Raw genomic sequence first — 22,194 nt, 5'->3', positions numbered from 1 at the left:
TATGTGTTTTGACCGCCGAACGCGGTCAAGAATCCTATTTCGCCGGCTTCTTGAATATCGCCGGATCCACTGGTGTATTTACTGTTATTTTGTTGGTAATGAACGACATGGTGCCCATTTGCGGGTTGCTGATCTCCATCGTATTCTCAAATTTCACACCGTCTACCTCTTTGTAATCCGAAAGGTCGATTTCACCTTCATTGCCATTCATCGATACTTTTACTTTGGTCACCAGATAGGTGCCCGCATCCACAAATTCATCGATTACCTGGCCGTCGCTCGTGGTGAGTTTCAGGTGGAAAACGTCTTTCTTGTCAACGGATTCCTTGCCTACGAGTTCTACCTTATTGCCTTTTTCCTTATAATTGACGAGGCCGCCGAATGGATCGAGTGAGCTCAATTGTTGTTTCAATTGGTCGGCCGGCATGTCTTCCGGTTCCCCGGTACCGCCCATCATGGTCGGGCGGATCATCCATCCCTGGCCGTTATCCACTACCTGGACCATCGTATTGCCCATTACGGTAGATTCGTTGCGAACGGATTTGCCTACTACCAGCGTCGTTTTGTTCGGTATTTCCATGCCTTGTACGGCCAGCGAACGATCGGTGACCACCGTATTGACGGCCTTGATTTTGTCGAGCCCGCCGAGGGCGGCGACGTGTTTGTCCACGATTTCATCCACAGTCTGCGCGTAAGAGGCAGCGGAGACGAGTGTCACCGCCATTGTCCAAATTAGTTTGTTTGTTTTCATACCGAAGTTTGTATTTGAGTTTAAACAGGCTTGTGTAAGTTTCATTGAATCTGGCATGCGCCTGGCGGGGCGCGCCTAGCGGGGCGCGCCTAGCGGGGTGCGCCTAGCGGGGTGCGCCTAGCGGGGTGCGCCTAGCGGGGTGCGCCTAGCGGGGTGCATTTCCGCCACCTCCTTGTTGTCCTCCGCCTCCTTGTTGTCCGCCGCCATCGCTTTTCACGTCGTCGTTGTTGACAGACTTGGCCTTTCTTTTCGGCTGATCCATGGTCATTTTACCGATTTTATAGGTAAATGTCAGACGGAACCCACGGTTGTAAAGATATACATCATTGACCTGGTTGAACTGCAAGGAAGTCAATTCGGTATGCATTTTAAATCTTTTGCTCAGGAAGTTTTCAGCAGCAAGTCCGAGGCTGGCCTTTTTGTTGGCGAATTCCTTCTTCACCCCGATTGTGTAAAAGCCAAAGCCGCCCTGCTTTCCTTGCAACTGGATCTGCTGGCCCTGCATGAATCCGAATGCCTGCGCGCCCCAGCCGTTTCCGAAAGTGGCCTGTGAGAAGATACCACCGCTGACGTTCACACCGTCGTTGTCGATTTCCTGCGAAATACCATTTTGTCCGAGTGTCTGGCCGGTCAGTTTGGTATAGAACACGTTCGCGAAAACGCCGAAGTTGATCTTGGAAGTAGCGGCGATATTGGCGAAAATGTTGGCTCCGTATGCGTGCTGTTTACCAATGTTCTCGTACGTGGTCACAATCGCACCCGCGAGTGAATCCGAAGGCTGGCGCACCTGCGAGATCGCATTGTTGGTAAAACGGCCGAAGAACGTCGCATTCACGTAGGTTTTCTTGATATTCTTGCTCAGGCCGAGCTCGTAGTTGTTGGTCAGTTCTGGACGGAGTTCCGGGTTACCGACTGTGATATTCTGCGGGTTGGCCGAGTTGAAGTTCGGGTTCAATTGTTGAAGGCCCGGGCGCTGGATGCGTCGGTTGTAGCCCAGTTTCACGGTTGTTCCCTTAAATGTCTTTGAAGCATTCACGCTCGGTACAAGCACGCCGTAGTTACCCACACCCACGACACCCTCGTTGGTGCTCGCATCGATAAACGTGTGTTCGTACCGCAAACCACCTTTCAGTGTATAGCGCTTTTTAGTGGTATAGGTATAGGACGAGTACGCTGCGGCGATGTTCTGGTGGTAAGTCAAATCTCCGGCAGGCTGATCGGTTTCGGGGCGGTAATCGCCTGTCGGCTCGGCTGTCAGGAAGCTGTATTTGCTTTTTACTTCCCGGAAAATGCCTTTTCCGCCGAATTCGAGCATCTGGTTTTTCTTGATAGGCGTCTGGTAATCCGATTGAAGCGTAAATTCCTGGTTAACGCTCTTGTTGAGGTTGCGCTGCCGTGAAGTCAGTTCCTTTTCTTTAAAAATGTCCGCGTCGAAATCGTTGGTAAGGTCGTTGCGGCTGTACAGCGTCGAAACGCTCCATTCCTGCTGCGGTTTGAAGGTATGCAGGTAGTCGACATTCACATCCACTGTTCCCGAAAGGTTATCTGCCGCCACGTTACGCGCGGAAAGCGCGTCCGGGTTGCCGGTTTTCGTGAGTAGGGTAACAAGGTCCTGCTGGTTCGAGAAGTTCCGTACACCGTATTTCACGCCGGCCGTCAGGCTCTGGTTTTTGGCAATATCGTAGTCGAAGCCCAGGTTATAGTTTCCAAAAAGCCCGTGGCTTGAACCGTCGCCGGTCTGGCGTGTGGTGGTCGTGACGTTTTCTACGGTGCTGGTTTGTTCGAGCGATGTTTTGGTAACCGTGTTATACATGCCCCGTCCGAAGCCACCGATCGTGAAACCGGCCTTTCCTTTGCGGTAACCACCATTCAATGCGAGCATCGAGCCGCGATTTCCTACGCCGGCGTCGATATTCAGGTTGAGGCCTTGCAGCGAGTTCTTTTTGGTGATAATATTGATGATCCCGCCGGAACCTTCCGCGTCATATTTCGCGGACGGGCTCGTGATTACTTCCACGGATTTAATCTGGTCGGCCGGGATTTGCTTCAATGCGTCGGCCACGCTGTTGGCGATAATGGTACTGGGTTTGTTGTTGACCAGGACGCGGATGTTCTGGCTGCCACGAAGCGAAACGTTTCCGTCGAGGTCCACGGTAAGGAGCGGAACCTTGCGCAAAATGTCTGTCGCATCGCCACCTTTCGCCGTAATGTCTTTTTCTGCATTGTAAACGAGCCTGTCCACCTTTTCTTCGATCAGCGCGGCCTGGCCCGTAACGGTTACCTCGTTCAGGGTTTTGGTGTTGGAGCCCAGGCTGATCGTCCCGAGGTCTACATCCTGGCCTTTCGAAAGCTTGACATTGTCGATCGTCTTGTTGGCATAGCCAATGAACGAGATGAGCACTTTATAATCGCCGGCAGCGAGCTTATGGAGCGCAAACTTTCCTTTTTCGTCGGCTACTGTTCCGTCGACCGCCTTGTTGTTGGCTTTATCGTACAACGCAACACTCACAAATTCAATTGGTTTGGATGAAGCTGAATCTACAACGGAACCGGAAATCTTGGCCGATCCCTTTGGGCTTTGGTCGCCGGCGGTTCCCGGCAGGGCTTTGGGCTGGCTGCTTCCTGCGCCGGGGAACTGTGCAAATGCCGGTGATAGGAGTGAGCTGGCAAGGATGGAAACAACGAGGAGAATTCTTAGCATTTTCATGGTTTTGGTAAATGACGCAACAAAAATGGTTGCACGTACGCAAGCCTGAAAGGAAAATATGACAAAGGCCGGATTATGGGGGATGGACGAATGGATCGGCGCGATGGGTGAAAGGGTTTATTTACTATTTCTAGTGTTTGTGTAGAAATTGTGTTAAAAATATTAACCCTTTGTACCAATATTTACTACAAAAGCGATTTCTTTGTATAACAATTATAGCACCCCTCACGATACTAAGTTCACTGAAAATCCCAAATCTAACCCGGTGGTGAATTATGATCTTGCAATGGATCTGTGTCATGGTTCTGACAGTAGTGTCGCTGCTGGCTTTTTTTCTGTGGGTGCGGGACCGTTACTTCCGGCTCGATCTGGCTAAAAAGGAACTGGAACAACAGGTGGAGGACCTGTCGCGACGGCTTGAATACAGCAATGGACTCAAACAGAAGATTACGATGATGATCGCCCATGATCTTCAATCGCCCCTGCATTTTCTGAATGTCCTTTCCGAACATGTGTCGCGTTTTGCGGCCAATAACCAGCTTCCCGAAGTGAAGGCGGGTACGGAGGAAATCAAGAAGGCAACCGGTAATATCCATGCATTTGTGAAGGAGGTCAACCTCTGGGCCCGATCGCAGCACGAAAACTTTCATCCTGCGCAGCACTCGTTTTCGTTCAACGAGCTGGCGGGGGAATTGGAGCAGTTTTTTGAAGATATGGTGCTGCTCAACAAGAATGTGCTGGTGGTGGAGAGCGAGGAAGATGTTTTCGTTTATACCAACCGTGATATTCTGAAAGCTATCCTGCGAAACCTGATCGATAACGCCAACAAGCACACACGCGGCGGGGAAGTAAGGCTGGCTTTTACCCAAACTGAAAACGGCCCCGTGCTGTCTGTTTCCGACAATGGAAGCGGGATGCTGCCCAGCGAGCTGCAAAAAATCCGGCGGCGGCTGTCCAATCCGGTGGTCAATGCGCCGGTGGAACCCAATAGCCGGCTAGGCTATCAGCTAATCGCAGATTTCGCGCACACGCTCGGCTTCACGATGTCTGTCAAAAGCAGCCAGGGAGCGGGTACATCCGTACGTATAGAAGGGCTGGTATTGCACAGCCCATTTACCGCCCGGCTGCATTCAACCGAGGTTATAGGCATCTGCCAGCCTGACTAGCGCACTCTTGTTTTCAATATTGAGCTTCTTGAATATTCTTCGCTTGAATGTATTCACCGACGTATATTGAACTTGTAGAAGTTCGCTGATCTGCGTCACGGAGTAATCCTTGGCGAGATAAATCGCTACCTGAAACTCCCGGGTAGTAAGCCGGTCGAAAGGATTGCCCGATTTGCCTGTTAGCGTGTCGTTGATCAGGATGGTGGCGAGGTTAGGGCTCGCATAGCGTTTTCCGTTCATGATGGTCGTCACCGCTTTCAGAAGTTCCTCCGGCGAAGAATCCTTTTCCAGGTAACCATGTGCGCCCTGTTGCAGCGAACGTTTCCCGAAAATGCTTTCATCATTCATGGAGACCACGAGTACTTTGGTATTCACATGAAATTCCAGGATCCATTGCAGCAGGAGGGTAGAGTCCGTTTCCGGCATATTCAGGTCCAGCAGGAGCAGGTCGTAGGCATGCACGGCAAACTGCGCCTTGACCGACGCTCCGTCCCAGCTTTCGTCGATCTGGCTGTCTTTGAAATGGTTGTGAAGTGCTAATTTAAGCCCGTAACGTACCAGTGAATGGTCGTCGGCTATTAATATTTTCATCATTTATCGAACGTCGAGAATATAATCAACGGCAATATCGCAACATTTCCCGCGGTTCTGCAAATAAACCTCGGGGCTAAAATGGCCACACATCACGCATGCAGCATGATTTTTCGCCCGCTTCGGTAGTTCGGGCAGCTTCTCCGTTGTCCGGCAGGTTTCAGGAATGTCCGCAAACGGACAACTAAAATTGTGTTGAATCTTGGTTAAGTATTTGATTTTTAGGCTTTTGTATTGTTTTTGCTCAACTGGCGCGACATTTGTACGATAAAATGTAAACAAATAAACCCGTTTCCATTTTATGAGAAGGACTTATCTGGGAGAATTTGAAGAAATCGTGCTGCTCATGGTCGCCGTACTCGATGGAGAGGCCTATGGCGTGACGATCAGCCAGGAAATTGAGCAGACAATGGGCAGATTGGTGGCTTTCGGCACCGTTCATAACACGCTCATTCGTCTGGAAGAGAAAGGCTTTGTGCGCTCAGAGCTGGGTGGGGCCACCACGCAGCGTGGCGGCAGGCGGAAGCGGCTCTTCCGGATAACCGCATTGGGTAGCCGGGCAATCCAGGAAGTTCAGCAGGTCCGTGCCGAGCTCTGGAAGCAAATACCACCGCATACCCTGGCATTGGGAAAACCATGAAAAATCCCCCTGTTCCGCCCCGTTGGGCACGGCGGCTGTTCGAATGGCTGCATCCCGAAGAAACCCGCGAGGAAGTCGGTGGTGACCTCGACGAGCTCTACGACTACTGGTATGCCCGAAACGGGCGTTTCCAGGCCACGCTGCGCTATATACTTAATGTATTTTCCGTGCTGCCGCCGTTTGTTCGCCGTCGCAGCAGGACCAGACAATATTCCGGATCTTCCCAATTCAGTATGACCATGATCAGCAACTATTTCAAAGTCGCCCGGCGGAATCTTGCCAAAAACAAAATGTACTCGTTTATCAACATCACAGGGCTCGCAAGCGGCATGGCCGTGGCGATGTTGATCGGCCTTTGGCTTTATGACGAGCTTTCCTTCAACCGGTCATTCCCGCATCACACGCGCATTGCGCAGGTAATGCAAACCCAGAACCTGGGAGGCATTATTTCGACGCAGCAGTCGGTGCCCGCGCCGATGGGGAAGGAACTGAGGTTATCGTATGGCGGGTATTTCCGGCATATTGTGAGCAGCACGATGGAGGAAAGCCACATTCTTTCCTTCAAAGACCTGAAATTTAACAAGCGCGGCCGGTTTATGGAGCCGGGTGTAGCGGAAATGTTGTCGCTCGAAATGGTCGGCGGCAGCAGGGCCGGGCTATCGGACCCGGCATCGGTACTATTATCCGAATCGACAGCTCGCGCGTTATTCGGCGAAGGCGATGCGCTCAACAAGGTGTTGAAGATCGATAACGAGCTGGCGGTCAAGGTTACCGGCGTGTACCGCGACCTGCCGCACAACACGACGTTCGCCGGCATGTCGTTCGTCGCACCCTGGGAACTGTACATTACGCGTGTCGCCTATGGGAGTAGAAACAAGGATCAATGGAACAATAACTTCACCGAGGTTTTTGTACAGCTCGCCGACCGTGCGGAGCTCAAACCGGTTTCGTCTGCCATTGCACCGGCGAGGCTCAATAAGCTCACCGGGACCGATCGCGACACCCAGGCGCTGGTATTCCTTCATCCCATGGACCGGTGGCATTTGTATTCCAATTGGGAAAATGGGTTCAACACCGGGGGGCGCATCCAGTACGTCTGGCTATTCGGGATTGTAGGCGCATTCGTGCTGTTGCTGGCATGCATTAATTTTATGAATCTCAGCACCGCGCGTTCGGAGAAGCGTGCGCGTGAGGTGGGCGTGCGGAAGGCGGTAGGATCATTGCGGGGCCAGTTGGTCGGGCAGTTTTTCAGCGAGTCGTTTCTGGTGGTGTTTATCGCTTTCGTCATCGCCGTTGCACTTGCACAGCTTGCGATGCCGTATTTCAATGATATGGCAGATAAAAGAATGGCCATTCTCTGGGACAACCCGGTATTTTGGGCATTGACGCTGGCATTTTGTGTCTTCACAGGGCTCTTGGCTGGCAGTTATCCGGCATTCTACCTGTCGTCGTTCAAGGCGGTGAACGTGCTTAAAGGTACCTTTCGCGCGGGACGGTTGGCATACATTCCCCGGCAGGTGCTGGTGGTTGTGCAGTTTACCGTCTCTGTGACGCTGATCATCGGTACCGTAATGGTTTTCAGGCAAATACATTATACCAAAGATCGCCCGGTGGGTTACGATCGGACGGGCCTGGTGATGATCGATATGCCTACACTGGATATCCATAACCACTTCGAACCGTTCCGGAACGAGCTGCTGGAAACCGGCGCGATTGTGGAAGTCACCAAAACCACCACACCGCTTACCGAGAAACGACAGAACGAAACCGGTTTCACCTGGCGCGGAAAGGACATGAACCGCGACAGACCTTTCGTGACATTTGGCGTCACGGAAGAGTTCGGGAAGACGGTAGGCTGGAAAATCAAGCAAGGGAGAGATTTCTCGCGCGAATATGCTACCGATAAACTTGCGGTAATTCTGAATGAGGAGGCGGTTCGATTCATGGGCTTGAAAAATCCCGTCGGCGAGACGGTTATCTGGGGCAAGCAGCCATTGCATGTCGTCGGGGTGGTGGAAGGTATGGTGATGGAGTCACCCTACGAGCCGGTGCAGCATGCTATATACTACATCGCGCCATGGCCGGCGTACGTGGTCACAATGCGCTTACGCCCGGGTATGAGCGTATCAGGCGCACTCGCGAAGGTCGAAAAGGTATTTCGGAAATATGCCCCGGCCGTGCCGTTCGACTACCGTTTCCTGGACCAGGTGTACGAAACGAAATTCCGCGCAGAGGAGCGTATTGGCCAGTTGGCCGGTTTCTTTACGGTATTGGCAGCGTTCATCTCCTGCCTGGGGTTGTTCGGGCTGGCGTCGTTCGTAGCCGCACAGCGGACGAGGGAAATTGGTGTCAGGAAGGTACTCGGCGCTTCGGTATGGAGCGTTTGGACATTGCTCTCGCGTGATTTTGCTGTGCTGGTAGTCGTGGCGATGGTCATCGCGTCGCCGGTAGCCTATTACATCCTGACATCCTGGCTGCAAAAATACGAATACCATACCCGGCTTCCCTGGTCGGTATTCGTATGGACAGGCCTGGGCGCGTTGGCGATCACATTGCTGACAGTCAGTTTTCAGAGCCTTAAAGCCGCTCTGATGAACCCCGTAAAAAGCCTTCGTACCGATTGATCCGGCACTAAAACAATGTCCCTGAGTAGCTCGAAAACTTCGCGGGCAAGTCGGTTTCGTCGAGCATTTCTTTCAGGTCTATTTCAATATTGCGGATAATCGTGCTGATAGGCGTATCGTTCAGCAAGCCTTCGAAAGGGTTTTCGCTGATATCGCCTACATATTCCATAAACATGAAAACCCAGGAGACGATCATGTTGAAGGGGATGAGTAAAAACATGTATTTCTCGCCCAGGTCCACGAACTGCGGCAGCAGTCCGAACGGCAGCAGCGTCATGAAAATGAATATAAAAAGCATGGACGTGGTGGCGTACTGGCGTGGGAAAGGTGTGTTTTTGATCCTTTCGCTCTTGCCTTGCTCGTCATATAGCTTTGAAATAAGGTCTTGCAGCGCCACGTGCTGATAGGTATCGAGCGAGCCGGCGCGGCGGAGGTCGCGGATGTGCTGAGATTGCAGGTCTAATATCTGTGTCGCCTGGTTCTTTTTGTCCTTAATCGAGGCGAGCTCTGCTTCGGGCAGGTGTTTCGCAATTTCTACGTCGCAAGGCACCTGCGAATGCCTGAACGCCTTTCGCTGGCGTTCGCTCGCACGGTCGGTGTGTTCCCAGTTGGTCCGTTGGACCATCGTATTTTTCAATGCGTACAGCCATGCAATGTGTCTGTAAATGATGATGCGGTTCTCATGGGCAGCAGAAATGTTGTCGGAGTCGGGCGAACAGGTTGTAAAAGAACGTACCGCTGCGCTGAACGACCGGCTGTGGTTCGTAATGGCGCCCCACACTTTGCGGGCCTCCCAGCTGCGATCGTACGATTGATTGTTTTTGAAACCGACAAAAAACGCGGTAGCCGTACCTACGAGCGACACCGGAAGCCAGGGGATTGCCACCCATTTCCAGTTGAGATAATCATACACAAAAATGGCGATGGAACCCGTAGCGATCGAAAACAGGACCATTCGCCAGGAATAGTAGTAGACGATAACAGGTGAGAGGTAGCGGTTGATGTACATAAGGGAGCTATTGAGTGATGGGAGTGAGTAATTTCAGGCTCCTAAAATGCAAACAAATCGCTTCCGAGACAATCCTTATCGCGATTCGGCTACTTGTTTAAGCATATGCAGTGCCGTTTTCCAGTAAAATTCCATGTGTTTGAAGATTTCGAATGTCGGCAGGTTATGGATCGTGAGTGTTAAATGTGTTTGATGGCCGGCTTCTTGCAGGTCGAAGCGGATAATGGAATAGTTTTCCGGCAAGTCGGCAATGAGCGAAAGCGTACTCCAATGCGTGTATTCCAATACATGGGGCGGGTCTAGCCGGACGATTTTTCCCCTGTTTTCGAATGCCATCCCGTGCAAGTCGCCTCGTTCGAGCAGTGTTCCTCCTTCACGCCATTCGGTAAGGATTTCGACCGGCGTATCGAGCATCCATTGCCCGATCAGTTCAGGTTCGGTAAGTGCCGCCCATACTTTCGTGATGGAGGAGGTTATTGTTGTGTCGAGCCGGATCGTTTTGTTGTAGTCTACGTTCATTGTATTGCCTGGCCGCATTAGCCGAGGTTTTTCATTCCACTGGTCACTTTTTATTGGGCCTTCCAAAATACAACAAATACCCATCCGCATCCTTCACCTCGAACCCACGCAAATTATCGTCGTTGTCACAGATAGGCAGAAAGAACTCAACATTCCTGGATGCGAACTCGGCCGCGAGTGCGTCGGGATCGGGCACGTACATGTAGGCGTCCCAGCGCATAATGCCCTGTTTGACATCCCGTGTATGGTTTGGTACCGGTTCCACACCGACGGCTTTGAACATAATCATGGCCGCGCCGCGTTCGACGATCCCGAAGAAAATGTCGTCTTCGCTCGGCCCCTGGAATGTAATCTCAAAACCCAGGAAATCGCGGTAAAATGCCAGAGCGGCGAGGACGTCTCTGACGATGAAGCACGGGGCGATGCAGTGGATTGCCGGGTTGGTCATGGCGTAAGGGGAGATTAATGAAGGAATTTTTGCAACCAGATCAAGTCAAAATACCGGCCGTTTTTGTAGCCGGCCTGCTTGAAATTTCCACATTCCTGGTATCCCAATGCTCTATGGAAGTTCAGGCTGGCTATGTTTTCGGATGAAATGTTGACCAAGATACTTGATATTTTCAACATTCGGAGTTCACTTTCGAGCATATTGTAAAGGTTGCTTCCTATTCCTTTTCCGGTGAAACCTGCTTTTAGCCAATAGGTTAGTTTAACTGTCTGTGAAAAAGTGCTTTCGGGCCGGAAATGGTAAGCGTATCCAAATCCAATCAGCTCGCTGTCGTTCAATACCACATAACCCGGAAGTACGTGCCGCGCATTTAGCATATCAGAAATGCTGCTTTTTTCTAATGGAGCCTCGGAGAAGTAGAAAGTAGAATGGGCAATGTAATAGTTGATAATAGCTAAAATATCATCCGCATCGGTCGGGACGATGGTCCGAAATGTGATATTTCCAGGAGTCAAGATGGTAGTATTTAATTGGTAATAAATAGTTTAATTCAAATCAGAGATTAACAGGATTGAGCGTATAACCTTTATTTCTAAGTAATTGGATTAGAACCGTTTTGTATTGTAAATGTTTAAACCCTACGGCGATAAAACAATTTCCTTCCGACATCTTTTCTTCAATTTTAGGAATCCAGTGAACATTTCGGTCAATGGTTACTTTTCCGAGATTCACATGGACATCCTCGTTAAGTCTGAGCGGTCGGCGAAGCGTTTTGGAATATAATGCGAGGTCTTTTGCTTCCTCCGGAGCTTGCTTTTGCAAGGCTGTTTTATCATTAATTATATCCACCAGCATTTTGGCTATATTCCGGTAGCCCATACCATTTACAACATTGTCTACTTCATTCGGGTTATCCAATTGAAAAATGGTTTTATTTAATGCATTCAATCGATTCATTAAAAGTGCGTCAAATGGCTCATCCTGTTTGTTCTGCTGGCTCAGTTGGATTGTAAGAGCTACTTGCAGCATTGAAAAAAGATCAGCATCATGGGTGTGTGGCCGGATGCTCCCGTATGGCGACGCGGTGAAAAAGCTGTCCACGATGGCATATTCTGCCGGCGTGAAGATCGAGTCGAGTGGCGGCTGGGCAGTTTGAACCGGGGGAGGAGCCTCACCGATATGCGAGCCGCCGTTTTCAAAAAGTGCGAAATCACAGCTGGTAGCTATGCGCATTACTTGTGGAAAACTGTCCAGCACTGAAATGGAGGCTACATGATAAGTCCCAAACAAATAGGAAGGCTTTGCCAGCCCCTTCCCGCTGATCTCCCACAATACCGACTGACTCTCTTGTCCAAACACAGCCAGGGCGCTGTTCAGGATCGCAAACAGGGTGAGGAGTAATGCTTTTTTCATACTATCGATTTTCTGGTTGAAATGCAGCGTAGTAAACTACTATATTGGTGAATCAGAAACGTATTTCATGTCCGATCAACTGTTCAATCGCCGCGATCTTTTTGCCTATTTTATCGTTGCCGCTACCGGTGCGCTTTCCAACTTGCTGGTGGCCACAATTTTACAGGAATGGTTTACTATTTCCTATAAGACGGCGTTATTTGCCGGTTACTGGTTTTCGTTTGTAGTGGGTTATTTTCTGACAAGGTTATTTGCCTTTAATGCAAAGAATACGACGCAAAGCAGGCGGCAGATTGCCAAATTTATATTGGTTTCCATTCTTTCCTGCCTCATTACCGTTTATGGATCTGCGACGCTCTATGAGCTTTCAGAATCGTGGCCTGGTACGTTCACTTTTTTGATTCCTTTTTCTGTGAAGGAAGTGAATCTGAACAAGCTATTTTCACAGGTCGCGGCAATGGGTGCGAGCTTTTTGAGTAATTATATTTTACATAAACAATTTACTTTCCGGGACACGGGCTTCTATGACCGGCTGAAAAGGCTGCTACGAATCTGAACGGCATTTAGGCAGTACGTGACGGTAAATGTTACTCCGATTCCCCTTTTAACTGCAACGGGCAGCGGCAGATCCGATAACTTCCTTGCAGGAATGGTTGTGCAACGCCTATATTTATCCCTTCGAACGAACCTTTGAATGGAAAAAGAGAACGAATTGTTCGGCGTGAAGGAAATCGCCAGGCGCGCCAATGTCTCCACTGCTACCGTCGACCGCGTGTTGCACAACCGGACGGGCGTTTCAGAAAAAACCAAGGCGAAGATCAATGCGATCATCAAGGAGATGGACTACCAACCCAATATCCTTGCCAGCCGGCTGGCTTCCAGGAAGATCATTAGCCTGGCCGCATTGATACCCGACGTGTCGGAAGAAACGGATTTCTGGTCGGCCCCGCTGAATGGAATACGCCGCGCGGAGGCGGAGATGAAGCAGTATGGGGTGCAGGTGCAGGTGTTTTTGTTTGACCTGAATAGCAAGGATTCGTTTGCCGATCAGATCCGGCGCGTGCTGGATGCCGGTTTCCACGGAATCCTGATTTCCCCTTCCTTTATAGAAGAAACCCGGAAGTTTGCAGCTGAATGCGTACGACGGAAGATCCCGTACGTTTTCATCGATTCGGATATCCCGGACCTGCATAGCCTCTCGTACATAGGCCCGCACCTGCGCAAAAGCGGGTACGTGGGCGCGAAGTTGCTTACGTACCGCCTGGAACAGGAGAGAAAGGTGCTGATCATCAATATCTCCAAGGAGATCGATAATTACAATTACCTCGAAATCGAAGATGGTTTCAGGGCGTATTTCAATGACAATAACCAGCCGAACGAGATTGTGCGCATCGATATCCGCGAAACGGACTATCAATCGGTAGCGCGACACCTTACTTATGTCTTCCATCTGAATAAGGATATCGGCGCGGCGTTCGTCACCAACTCGCGGGTGCATACGGTGGCATCTTTCCTGAAAAACAGCCGCCGTACCCACGTATCGCTGATCGGCTACGATTTTGTGCGGGAAAACGTGGATTACCTGGAAGCCAATGTGATCGACTTCCTGATCTGCCACCGTCCCGACGACCAGGGGTACCGCGGCATGATGGCGCTTTACCAGACGCTCGTGGTCAATGCGCCCGTCACGAGGCAGAACTACATGCCTATCGATATTGTGACAAAGGAGAATTACGAGTTTTATCAGAATTAATTTTCTTGAAAATGGAAATTACAAATTCTTTTCTACCTTTACGGGCACGTGCCCGTAATCCATCAATCATTCATATTCCTCTCACAGCCAAACCCTTTTACCTTGGAAAACTTCAAAGAGAAATTTCTTAAATGGCTCAGGTCGCTGGGGCCTGGTATGATCACCGCCGCGCTGGTGTTCGGGCCCAGCAAACTCACTATTACTTCCAAACTCGGCGCGGTTTATGGCTATTCTCTGCTCTGGATCGTGGTTGTCGCGATTTTCTTTATGGGGGTGTTCACCGCCATGTCGACGCGCATCGGGGTAGCCACGAACCAATCGCTGCTGGCTTCGGTGAAGCAGAAATGGGGCAAACCCGCGTCGGTTGCAATGGGCATCGGGGTATTTCTGGTCACTACCTCTTTTCAGGCGGGTAATTCTGTCGGGGTAGGCATTGCGGTCGGGGAGTTATTCCATACCTCGCCCGTTCCATGGATTATCGCGCTCAATGCATTCGGCATTAGTCTGTTGTTTTTCAGGAGTTTTTATAAAGTGCTGGAAAGCGTGATGGTGTTGCTGATTTTCGTGAAGCTGTTTTCCTTTGCCACGACGTTCTTCTGGGCTAATCCCGATCCGGTCAAGATAGCGAAAGGTTTCACCACCCCGACGATTCCAGAGGGTTCGACAGGGCTCATTATCGCTTTCATCGCTTCGTGTTTCTCGATCGTGGGCGCGTCGTACCAATCGTATCTCATTCAGGAGCGGATCCGTATCAAGCCGGAGCTGCGTGGTGCCAAAAATGACAGTACCACGGGCATTATCCTGCTCGGGGGCATGTGCAGCATCGTGATCATCTGTGCGGCGGCGGTCCTTAACCCGAAAGGTATTGCGGTTAACTCGGCCACCGACATGGCTAAGGCGCTGGAACCGATTTTTGGAAGCAATGCATCCACATTGTTCCTGATCGGGTTGTTCGGCGCGGCGTTTTCGTCGCTGATCGGCAATGCGTCGGTAGGAGGGACCTTGCTGGGGGATGCGCTGGGCCTGGGTAGTAATTTCAGTTCAAAATCAGTGCGTTACCTGGTAGCGCTGGTGATGGTAATCGGCGCAACAATTGCCATACGCTTCGGCAAATTGCCGCTTGAATTGATCGTGTTCGCGCAGAGCGTGACGATTTTCGTGGTTCCTTTTATCGGAACTGCCTTGTATATGGTGGGCAACGACCGTAAGATCATGGGCGATAAAGTGAACAGCCCGCTGGTGAAAGTTGTGGCGGGTATCGGCCTGATCATCGTGTTCAGTCTGGCGGTCATCAATAGCAAAGAATTATTTTTCAACAATCCGCTTTTTAAATAAAATGAACGGAATCGAATCTTTTGAGGAACAATGGCTTAGCCCTTCCGATGCGCTGATCGAGGACATGAAGCGTATCGACGGCGACATAATGATCCTGGGAGCAGGAGGGAAAATTGGTCCCAGCATTGCGAGGCTGACCATGCAGGCCATCGAACGGGCCGGGCTCAGCAAGCGGGTGATCGCCGTGTCGCGTTTCAGTGAAGCGGGGCTGGTGCAAGAACTGAATGCCGAGGGGATCGAGACGATTGTTGCCAACATTTTGGACGATGAGCAGTTACAGGGGCTCCCCGAAGTTGAGAATGTGCTTTACCTGGCCGGACAGAAATTTGGAACCTCCAATAACGAGCCCTACACCTGGGCAATGAACACTTACCTGCCGGGGCGCGTGGCCGAGAAGTTCCGTAAATCGCGCATTGTGGTGTATTCTACAGGTAATGTGTACCCGTTCACACCGGTTGGCTCGGGAGGTGCAACGGAGGAAACGCGGACAGACCCGGTAGGGGAATATGGGCAGTCGTGCCTCGGGCGCGAGCGGATGTTCCAGTACTTTTCGTCGGTCTACGGCACACCGATCCTGCTTTACCGCCTGAACTACGCGATCGATTTCAAATATGGCGTGTTGCTGGAAGTGGCGAAATCGGTGCTGAACGGCAAGCCGCTGGATGTGACGATGGGGCATGTGAACGTGATCTGGCAGGGCGATGCGAATGAAATGGCGATCCGTTCGCTGCTGCATTGCGACGCACCTTCGAAAATCCTCAACATTACCGGTCCCGAGACGGTTTCGCTACGGTGGCTGGCCCGGGAGTTTGGACGTATATTCAATATCGAACCGCAGTTTATCGGCGAGGAGCAGCCTACGGCGCTTTTGAGCAATGCGGCGGAGTCGTTCCGCTTGTTCGGCTATCCGCGCACGACACTGAAGCAAATGATCGGCATTACAGCGCAATGGTTGCTCGAAGGAGGCAAAACCATTAATAAACCCACCCATTTCCAGGAGCGGAAGGGGCAGTTTTGAAGAGGTCAGGTGTTGTCAGGTTTGGTCACGTGTTGTCATTTGTAGTCAGGTATTGTCAGGTTGGTTAGGTGTTGTCATTTGTAGTCAGGCATTGTCAGGTTTGGTCACGTGTTGTCATTTGTAGTCAGGTATTGTCAGGTTGGTTAGGTGTTGTCATTTGTAGTCAGGTGTTGTTGGGGTGAAGTTCTTGATGGTTCATAGCAACCCATGACGACTACTTGACCCAATAACTAGACATGACTATACATAACTATAAATGACTATAAATGACTATACATGACCACAAATGACCACAAATGACTACAAATGACTTAATAACATGCCTACAAATGACTTAATAACCACGCAAGACCACAACTGGCGTTGTTTCCGATAATGATTTGATATATAGAAATTTAAGTTGGTTATGTTAAAGGAGAATATCAAAAAGCTGCTGTTTGACGGGACGGTGATTCCGGCGCATCCGCTGGCGCTCACGCAAAGGTTGCAGCTCGACGAACAGAAACAGCGCGGGTTGACGCGCTACTATATGGCCAGCGGGGCCGGTGGAGTGGCGGTAGGCGTGCATACCACGCAGTTTGAAATCCGTGAACCGGGAGTTAATCTGTTTGAAAAAGTGCTGGCGATAGCGGCCGAAGAAGTCGACCAGGCAGCATTGAAGCGTCCGTTTATCAAGGTCGCAGGCATTTGCGGATTGACGGAACAGGCTTTGAAAGAAGCCGAAATTGCTGTGAAGCACGGTTATGACCTTGGGCTCGTTAGTATGGCCGCATTCAAAACGCAGGATGAACACGAGATCATCGCCCATGTCAGGAAGGTCGCCGAGGTGATCCCGGTATTTGGTTTTTACTTGCAGGCGGCCATCGGGGGGCGAGTTTACAGCTACGATTTCTGGCAGCAATTTGCCGCGATCCCCAATGTGTATGCCATCAAAGTCGCAGCATTCAACCGGTACCAAACTTTGGATGTGGTACGCGCCGTGGCGCATTCGGACCGTTGCGACGAGATCGCGCTTTACACGGGCAACGACGACAATATCGTCGCCGATCTGTTGACGCCCTATTGCTTTGAAATTGACGGAAGGACCGTCGAGAAGCGTTTTGTGGGCGGTTTGCTCGGGCATTGGGCGGTGTGGACGGAAAAAGCCGTGGCGCTTCTTGCAGCTGTGAAGCACACGCTCGCGACCGGTTATGCCGATGCCGCGTCGATGCTCAGTACCAATATCGCCGTCACCGACATGAATGCCGCGATTTTCGATCCCGCGCACGCATTTCACGGCTGCATTACCGGCGTGCACGAAGTACTCCGCCGTCAGGGACTGCTGGACGGCATCTGGACGTTGAACCCGGACGAAACGCTATCGCCCGGTCAGTCCGAAGAGATTACGCGGGTGATAGCCGCTTACCCGCATCTGGTGGACGATGCTTTTGTAGCCCGTTTTCTGGAAAACGAGGTAAGTGTGCATTGACGGGATTATGGAGAATAAAATTCGGATACTGGGTCAGGGTAGCAGCCTGTTAAAGAGTCTGATCATTTGAAACATATTCCCAAACCATGATTTCCGGAAAACCTGAACATTTCTCCCGACGCGAATTCGCCCGCCGAGCGGGTATCCTGGCTGCGGCCGGTATGTTTGCGCCTGAAAACCATTTGCCTAACCCATTTCCCACGCCGGCCGTGAAGAAAATCAATATCAAAAACGTCAGTTCCAATTTTGAGCGGGAGCCATTGAACCCTTATCGTTTCAAAGGCAGCGCCATTACCGACAGCTGGCAGGCCGTCGCGATGCTGGAATCCGATTCGGGTATCCGCAAGGTCGGGCTCGGTACGCAGGGCGTGTTGTGGTCGGACTCGAAGGTTTTTGCCGCTCATTCCGAAAGCGCTGGTAATGCATTGATGTACGCCATGAGCGAGCACGCTTTGCAGATGATCAAAGGAACGTCGTTCAGCGACCCGGTACAATTGCTCGACGATATTTTGCCTGAGGTACTCGCCTATGGCAAAAAAATCACCGGCAACCCGGACCTCCGGAAGACTTTTGCGTTAAATGCCCTCGTGTGCGTGGACAATGCTGCGTGGCTGCTTTACGCACAGGAAAACGGTATGAAGCAGTTTGATGAAATGGTGCCTGCCGCTTACCGGCCCGGACTTTCCTACCGGCACGAGAAAGTGGCCAGTATCCCTTCGTTCGCGGTTGGTACTTCGCCCGAGCGAATCAAGCAGGCGGCGGATGAGGGTTATTTTATATTAAAACTCAAAACAGGAGCAGCCGGGACGCAGCAGGAGATGATCGAGAAGGATATTGCCTTTCTGACAGCCGTGCACAAGGCGATCGGTCATTACGAAACGCCCTATACCCAAAACGGGAAGATTCCTTACTATTTCGACGCGAATGGCCGTTACGAGAAGAAGGAAACGCTGCTCCGCTTTCTCGATCATGCCAAAAAGATTGGTGCATTCGATCAGATCGCAGTGATCGAGGAGCCGTTCGAGGAAAGTAACGAAGCCTTCGTGGGCGACCTGGGCGTACGCGTGGCCGCGGACGAAAGCGCGCACACGGTGGAGGATGCCGCACACCGCATTGAGCTCGGGTATTCGGCGATTGCCGTGAAAGCCATTGCCAAAACGCTGAGTATGACGATGAAAATTACCCAACTGGCTTACGAAAAAAAGGTGCCCTGTTTCTGCGCCGATCTCACGGTGAACCCTATCCTCGTAGATTGGAACAAAAATGTGGCCGCCCGTTTGCAGCCATTTCCCGGAATGTCGGTAGGCTTGCAGGAAACGAACGGCCATCAATACTATAAAAACTGGGACAAACTCGTGACTTTCCACCCGATGCCGAATGGAAGCTGGACGAAAACGCAGAAAGGTGTGTATCTCACCGACAAATCATTTTACGCCGAAAGCGGTGGCATCCTTGCGCCTTCGGCGCATTATGAAGCGATGTTTGCTGGTTGATGGGCATGGTAAAGTTCGGCGAGGAAATCGAGTAGGTGCTTTTTATGCGCGAAAGCGGTTTGGTAAACCAGTAAATTGCAATGACTAAACGCTCCGAACATTGTTTGAATGGCCTCTTCATCGTAGGTTTCATCGAGGAAATAGGCGCCGTTGCTTTCCAGATATTTATCGAAATCCTGTTTCATTTCGCTGGTCATGTTGGGCGAATACAGGGGATTTTTTTGCAACTCGGTAAGTTGTTTTTTGAATCTGGTTTCCGTTTCCGATAGTTCCGCAACGTTAATTTCAATTTGTTCTGCCGGATTTACCAAGGTAAAAAAATGGGTTCGTTCCTCCATCTCTTGATAAATGAGATGGAGCTCTTCGTTGGTTTTCCTTACTTTCCCAATGTTCGATATTAAAGGTTTTAGCTCCGTATATTTTTGTTGCTGACGGGCTGTTTGTGTAAAAAACTGATCAATACGGGTGTCGTTCTTTGCAACAATTGCGTGCACGGCAGCAAGCTCCTTACGAAGGTTTGGCAAGAGGAAAGCGGCATCTTCGGCGGTATATTTAATGCCATCGTAATCAAATGATTTAACCGGATATCGGCCTTCGTTGATGGCTTCGATGGTTTGAATATCTGATTCAATCGTTATTTCAAGATAGGCATTGTCCACCATTTCGTCATTGAACAATTGCGCCGGATTTATTACTACACCAGCATTATTTTCTGTCTCCGGAAATACCGGATTCTTGATATCGTAATACCCGTTAAATATTTCGCTGTACGAGTTCTGCTCGTAGCTTGATAGAAACGCTTCTTGAAATTCTTGATCCGTTTGAAAAACCATGTCCGATGCAAGGCCGGATCCGAAGAACATTTCATGGGTGAATGCCTGCTGAATGTCACCTATCTTCCGGAACAACTCATAAGCGCGCCGCGAGTCTTCATTGCGTGTAGCCTGATTGAGTGCCATCAGTTTTTCCACGCGATCTTCCACACTCGGGTGCGACGCCCATTGATCGGTAATAACCAATTTCGATTTGTTGTAACGGCTCAGGGATGATTCTATCTGCGGCAGTCCGTGTTGGAAAGTGAGGTGGTCTTTTTCAGCAAGGAATGTAAGGGCAAATGCATGCTGGACATAGAAATTCCGTGGTCCTGGTGCCTGGCGATGATAGCAGCCGGAAACCATGTTGTAGGCATAATCAGCGAGTTCGAAACGTTTGAGCGCGCTCGCGAGCGGTGCAGAACCCGCCACGTGGGCGGCCACTTCGTCGGCATGGAATTCCATTTCCCGCGACAAGGCAAAATAGTTGATATTGATGATGTTATAAGCCTTCCTTAATATCCATTGAATGCCTTTCACAACCCATTTTGCGAGAGAGGAAGAAATGGTAATGTAGAAGTTCGAACTTCCCCATTTTTCGAGCATGCCGTCGAACGATCCATTATCGTACAGCATGTTGTAAATAATATAATTGACATGATAAACATAGCTGCCCACTTTCATGCTGCGTTGCGAAAAGTGACCGAATTCATGGGCTAACACGGCTTTAAACTCGCTGACGGTAACGGAGTTGACTAGCCCCAATCCAATTTGCAGGTTCTTTCTGGTAGGAAGGAACATGCTCCAAAAACCGGAATCATAAAAAACGGAAGCATTAACTTCCGGGGACAGATAAACTTTTTTGGGAAAATCTGTTTGCACTTCCTGCACCACTTCGCGAAGCAATGCAAACAATTCGGGCTGGTCTTTCTCAGTGATTTCTGTAAGCGCCGACTTGTCGACAATATGCTTTTTGAAAATAAATTTGATCAGAAAGAATAAGACAAAGAACCCGACACAAAGCAATCCGATAGCCAAACCAAATGTGAGCCCATTAAATTTAATGTAGACTAGCGTGTAACCGCCCAATGCACACAAGCCTGTGAGTAGCACGGCCCCGCAAATCAGCAAAAAATAAAGGATCACAAATTGCGCAATAGCGAATGAAGCGCGAAGGGTGTACTTCCGGAAATTCACGGAAGTTTTGATGTGTTCAACTGGCATTTTAATCAGATAGGAAGGGTAAATAAAAAACCAATGCCATTGCGCGTCTAGTGCATTGGCATTGGTTTACAACTTAAATAAAATGCGGGAAATTATCGCCGTCAGATTTGTTTCAAAGCCTTAAAAATTTCGGCATGTGGCTGTTCTCCTTCGAATGTCCTCACCAGGTTTCCTTTTTTGTCGTAAATGGCAATGTAAGGAAACGAGCGGATCTGGTAATAACGCTGAACCAGGTAGGAGGTGCCTTCGGTGCCCACTTTGAAATTCGGATAAGTACCCAGGCTGTACTGGCTTACAAAAGGTTTCAGCATGTCCATGGCCTGGAACGTGACCATAACCACCTGCTTGTTGGCCACTACGCTGGAATTTTTCAGCAGATCCTTGGTAAAGCTCTGGCAATGTTCGCAATCCGGCGAGAAATAGATGAGTACCACCGGCCCAGCCGCCAGCTGCGACGAGGTGTATTGCTGGCCATTGACCAGCCTGATCTGAAACGGGGCTATTTTTTTACTGGTGGCCGCAACCTGGGCATAACCGCCAGACATGCCGACCATCAATAACAACAAGAATGATAACTTACGGAACATAGTACTTGGATCGTAAAAATGAGTCCGCAAGTTATTAATCTTTGAGGTATCAGAGGTCGGCGGAGCCGCTAACTTTTTCCGAAATATTACGCAACTGGCGGGTATGCCTTTTCGAATGGCAGACTACAAATTGCAGCCATTCCCAGCGGGTGAGGTTGGCGATCTGCGGGAATTCGAAATCCGTGCAGGTAAGTGTGAGGTCCTCGTTGGCCGCGATCTCGCGAATGGCCGCACGTTCGGCCTTGAATGCTTCAAGTAATTGCTGCTGATCATGTGGCGCTGCCGACGGGATAATGGACTCGGGGGCCTGATATTTAGCCGTAAAATCGAGGAATATCGATTCGATAACGGGTACATATTGCGCCACCGGGCGGTCGGTTTCCTCGGTCGAGCCGAGTACCGTCTCCGGAATGCCCGATTCCGACAGCAGGATGTGTTCTGTGACCTGGCCGGCCGTCCAGCTGCCTTCGAACGGCACGGTGTTTACCTGCCGGGGAGTCAACGCGGCGAGGATCGAGTAAAAATCCTGCTCGGTTTGATCAAGGTCGTGCAATAATTGTTTCCGGTCCACTGCTTCGTTTGTTTTGGCTTCGACGGATGATGATATGATTGACATAGCTTTAACGGATTAATTGA

At 50.4% G+C, this 22,194-nt stretch carries 20 protein-coding genes; 9 read left to right on the top strand and 11 right to left on the bottom strand.

Features of this window, described 5'->3' with window-relative positions; genetic code table 11:
• Positions 1-34: 34 nt before the first annotated feature.
• Complete coding sequence (locus tag J7619_RS09570; protein ID WP_291197340.1) at positions 35-751, bottom strand: outer membrane lipoprotein-sorting protein; 717 nt, start codon at positions 749-751, stop codon at positions 35-37.
• 145 nt (positions 752-896) lie between these two features.
• Positions 897-3,458: a TonB-dependent receptor domain-containing protein gene (locus J7619_RS09565; RefSeq protein WP_291197338.1), complete on the bottom strand. Its 2,562-nt coding sequence runs from the start codon at positions 3,456-3,458 to the stop codon at positions 897-899.
• A gap of 299 nt (positions 3,459-3,757) precedes the next feature.
• Between J7619_RS09565 and J7619_RS09560 the strand changes: the two genes are divergently transcribed.
• The gene (locus J7619_RS09560) at positions 3,758-4,624 is read left to right on the top strand and encodes a HAMP domain-containing sensor histidine kinase (protein ID WP_291197336.1); all 867 of its coding nucleotides are present in this window, start codon (positions 3,758-3,760) and stop codon (positions 4,622-4,624) included.
• Here J7619_RS09560 and J7619_RS09555 read toward each other — a convergent pair.
• A complete protein-coding gene (locus J7619_RS09555) occupies positions 4,589-5,218 on the bottom strand; it encodes a response regulator transcription factor (RefSeq protein WP_291197334.1) in 630 nt (209 codons plus the stop codon). The genes J7619_RS09560 and J7619_RS09555 overlap by 36 nt on opposite strands.
• A gap of 298 nt (positions 5,219-5,516) precedes the next feature.
• Between J7619_RS09555 and J7619_RS09550 the strand changes: the two genes are divergently transcribed.
• Positions 5,517-5,855, top strand: a complete 339-nt coding sequence (locus J7619_RS09550) for a PadR family transcriptional regulator (RefSeq protein ID WP_291197332.1) — start codon at positions 5,517-5,519, stop codon at positions 5,853-5,855.
• Positions 5,852-8,479 carry an ABC transporter permease gene (locus J7619_RS09545; protein ID WP_291197330.1) on the top strand — a complete coding sequence of 876 codons (2,628 nt, stop codon included), beginning with the start codon at positions 5,852-5,854 and terminating at the stop codon, positions 8,477-8,479. Before J7619_RS09550 ends, J7619_RS09545 begins: the two co-directional genes overlap by 4 nt.
• Positions 8,480-8,486: 7 nt before the next feature.
• Here the strand turns inward: J7619_RS09545 and J7619_RS09540 are convergent, their stop codons facing one another.
• The 5 genes from J7619_RS09540 to J7619_RS09520 all read right to left on the bottom strand — a co-directional run bounded on the left by J7619_RS09540 (position 8,487) and on the right by J7619_RS09520 (position 11,868).
• Complete coding sequence (locus J7619_RS09540) at positions 8,487-9,488, bottom strand: bestrophin family protein (protein WP_291197328.1); 1,002 nt, start codon at positions 9,486-9,488, stop codon at positions 8,487-8,489.
• 75 nt (positions 9,489-9,563) lie between these two features.
• Entirely contained in the window at positions 9,564-10,007 is a 444-nt protein-coding gene (locus J7619_RS09535) for an SRPBCC domain-containing protein (RefSeq protein WP_291197326.1), read from the bottom strand.
• A 43-nt stretch (positions 10,008-10,050) separates the two neighbouring features.
• A complete protein-coding gene (locus tag J7619_RS09530) occupies positions 10,051-10,455 on the bottom strand; it encodes a glyoxalase/bleomycin resistance/extradiol dioxygenase family protein (protein WP_291197325.1) in 405 nt (134 codons plus the stop codon).
• A gap of 14 nt (positions 10,456-10,469) precedes the next feature.
• Positions 10,470-10,970, bottom strand: coding sequence for a GNAT family N-acetyltransferase (locus J7619_RS09525; protein WP_291197323.1), 501 nt, complete (start codon positions 10,968-10,970; stop codon positions 10,470-10,472).
• A gap of 40 nt (positions 10,971-11,010) precedes the next feature.
• Positions 11,011-11,868, bottom strand: a complete 858-nt coding sequence (locus tag J7619_RS09520) for a TraB/GumN family protein (RefSeq protein WP_291197321.1) — start codon at positions 11,866-11,868, stop codon at positions 11,011-11,013.
• Positions 11,869-11,935: 67 nt separating this feature from the next.
• On the opposite strand from J7619_RS09520, the gene J7619_RS09515 reads away from it, so the two are divergent.
• The 6 genes from J7619_RS09515 (at position 11,936) to J7619_RS09490 (ending at position 18,935) form a co-directional block, all read left to right on the top strand.
• On the top strand, positions 11,936-12,424 hold the full coding sequence (locus tag J7619_RS09515) for a GtrA family protein (protein ID WP_291197319.1): 489 nt from the start codon (positions 11,936-11,938) through the stop codon (positions 12,422-12,424).
• A gap of 138 nt (positions 12,425-12,562) precedes the next feature.
• Positions 12,563-13,621 carry a substrate-binding domain-containing protein gene (locus J7619_RS09510; RefSeq protein WP_291197317.1) on the top strand — a complete coding sequence of 353 codons (1,059 nt, stop codon included), beginning with the start codon at positions 12,563-12,565 and terminating at the stop codon, positions 13,619-13,621.
• A 102-nt stretch (positions 13,622-13,723) separates the two neighbouring features.
• Complete coding sequence (locus J7619_RS09505) at positions 13,724-14,956, top strand: Nramp family divalent metal transporter (RefSeq protein WP_291197314.1); 1,233 nt, start codon at positions 13,724-13,726, stop codon at positions 14,954-14,956.
• Position 14,957: 1 nt separating this feature from the next.
• On the top strand, positions 14,958-15,974 hold the full coding sequence (locus J7619_RS09500; RefSeq protein ID WP_291197312.1) for an NAD(P)-dependent oxidoreductase: 1,017 nt from the start codon (positions 14,958-14,960) through the stop codon (positions 15,972-15,974).
• 406 nt (positions 15,975-16,380) lie between these two features.
• A complete protein-coding gene (locus J7619_RS09495; protein ID WP_291197310.1) occupies positions 16,381-17,442 on the top strand; it encodes a dihydrodipicolinate synthase family protein in 1,062 nt (353 codons plus the stop codon).
• Between the two features lie 86 nt (positions 17,443-17,528).
• Positions 17,529-18,935: a mandelate racemase/muconate lactonizing enzyme family protein gene (locus J7619_RS09490; RefSeq protein ID WP_291197308.1), complete on the top strand. Its 1,407-nt coding sequence runs from the start codon at positions 17,529-17,531 to the stop codon at positions 18,933-18,935.
• On the opposite strand, the gene J7619_RS09485 is transcribed toward J7619_RS09490, so the two are convergent.
• From J7619_RS09485 to J7619_RS09475, 3 genes are all read right to left on the bottom strand, one after another.
• Positions 18,911-20,971: a M48 family metallopeptidase gene (locus J7619_RS09485; protein WP_291197306.1), complete on the bottom strand. Its 2,061-nt coding sequence runs from the start codon at positions 20,969-20,971 to the stop codon at positions 18,911-18,913. The two genes, J7619_RS09490 and J7619_RS09485, sit on opposite strands and share 25 nt — an antisense overlap.
• Positions 20,972-21,072: 101 nt before the next feature.
• Complete coding sequence (locus J7619_RS09480; protein WP_291197303.1) at positions 21,073-21,558, bottom strand: thioredoxin family protein; 486 nt, start codon at positions 21,556-21,558, stop codon at positions 21,073-21,075.
• A 49-nt stretch (positions 21,559-21,607) separates the two neighbouring features.
• A complete protein-coding gene (locus tag J7619_RS09475; protein WP_291197300.1) occupies positions 21,608-22,174 on the bottom strand; it encodes a DinB family protein in 567 nt (188 codons plus the stop codon).
• Between the last annotated feature and the right edge of the window lie 20 nt (positions 22,175-22,194).

Source organism: Dyadobacter sp. (assembly GCF_017744695.1).
GTDB lineage: Bacteria > Bacteroidota > Bacteroidia > Cytophagales > Spirosomataceae > Dyadobacter.
Note: the sequence above shows the minus strand (reverse complement) of the source record. Positions and strands in the feature narration are given on the sequence as shown.

Excerpts from the sequence above, each read along its gene's own strand:
- J7619_RS09570 (WP_291197340.1), bottom strand. The coding sequence starts at position 751 with ATGAAAACAAACAAACTAATTTGGACAATGGCGGTGACACTCGTCTCC.
- J7619_RS09565 (WP_291197338.1), bottom strand. The coding sequence starts at position 3,458 with ATGAAAATGCTAAGAATTCTCCTCGTTGTTTCCATCCTTGCCAGCTCA.
- J7619_RS09560 (WP_291197336.1), top strand. The coding sequence starts at position 3,758 with ATGGTTCTGACAGTAGTGTCGCTGCTGGCTTTTTTTCTGTGGGTGCGG.
- J7619_RS09555 (WP_291197334.1), bottom strand. The coding sequence starts at position 5,218 with ATGATGAAAATATTAATAGCCGACGACCATTCACTGGTACGTTACGGG.
- J7619_RS09550 (WP_291197332.1), top strand. The coding sequence starts at position 5,517 with ATGAGAAGGACTTATCTGGGAGAATTTGAAGAAATCGTGCTGCTCATG.
- J7619_RS09545 (WP_291197330.1), top strand. The coding sequence starts at position 5,852 with ATGAAAAATCCCCCTGTTCCGCCCCGTTGGGCACGGCGGCTGTTCGAA.
- J7619_RS09540 (WP_291197328.1), bottom strand. The coding sequence starts at position 9,488 with ATGTACATCAACCGCTACCTCTCACCTGTTATCGTCTACTACTATTCC.
- J7619_RS09535 (WP_291197326.1), bottom strand. The coding sequence starts at position 10,007 with ATGAACGTAGACTACAACAAAACGATCCGGCTCGACACAACAATAACC.
- J7619_RS09530 (WP_291197325.1), bottom strand. The coding sequence starts at position 10,455 with ATGACCAACCCGGCAATCCACTGCATCGCCCCGTGCTTCATCGTCAGA.
- J7619_RS09520 (WP_291197321.1), bottom strand. The coding sequence starts at position 11,868 with ATGAAAAAAGCATTACTCCTCACCCTGTTTGCGATCCTGAACAGCGCC.
- J7619_RS09515 (WP_291197319.1), top strand. The coding sequence starts at position 11,936 with ATGTCCGATCAACTGTTCAATCGCCGCGATCTTTTTGCCTATTTTATC.
- J7619_RS09510 (WP_291197317.1), top strand. The coding sequence starts at position 12,563 with ATGGAAAAAGAGAACGAATTGTTCGGCGTGAAGGAAATCGCCAGGCGC.
- J7619_RS09500 (WP_291197312.1), top strand. The coding sequence starts at position 14,958 with ATGAACGGAATCGAATCTTTTGAGGAACAATGGCTTAGCCCTTCCGAT.
- J7619_RS09495 (WP_291197310.1), top strand. The coding sequence starts at position 16,381 with ATGTTAAAGGAGAATATCAAAAAGCTGCTGTTTGACGGGACGGTGATT.
- J7619_RS09490 (WP_291197308.1), top strand. The coding sequence starts at position 17,529 with ATGATTTCCGGAAAACCTGAACATTTCTCCCGACGCGAATTCGCCCGC.
- J7619_RS09485 (WP_291197306.1), bottom strand. The coding sequence starts at position 20,971 with ATGCCAGTTGAACACATCAAAACTTCCGTGAATTTCCGGAAGTACACC.
- J7619_RS09480 (WP_291197303.1), bottom strand. The coding sequence starts at position 21,558 with ATGTTCCGTAAGTTATCATTCTTGTTGTTATTGATGGTCGGCATGTCT.
- J7619_RS09475 (WP_291197300.1), bottom strand. The coding sequence starts at position 22,174 with ATGTCAATCATATCATCATCCGTCGAAGCCAAAACAAACGAAGCAGTG.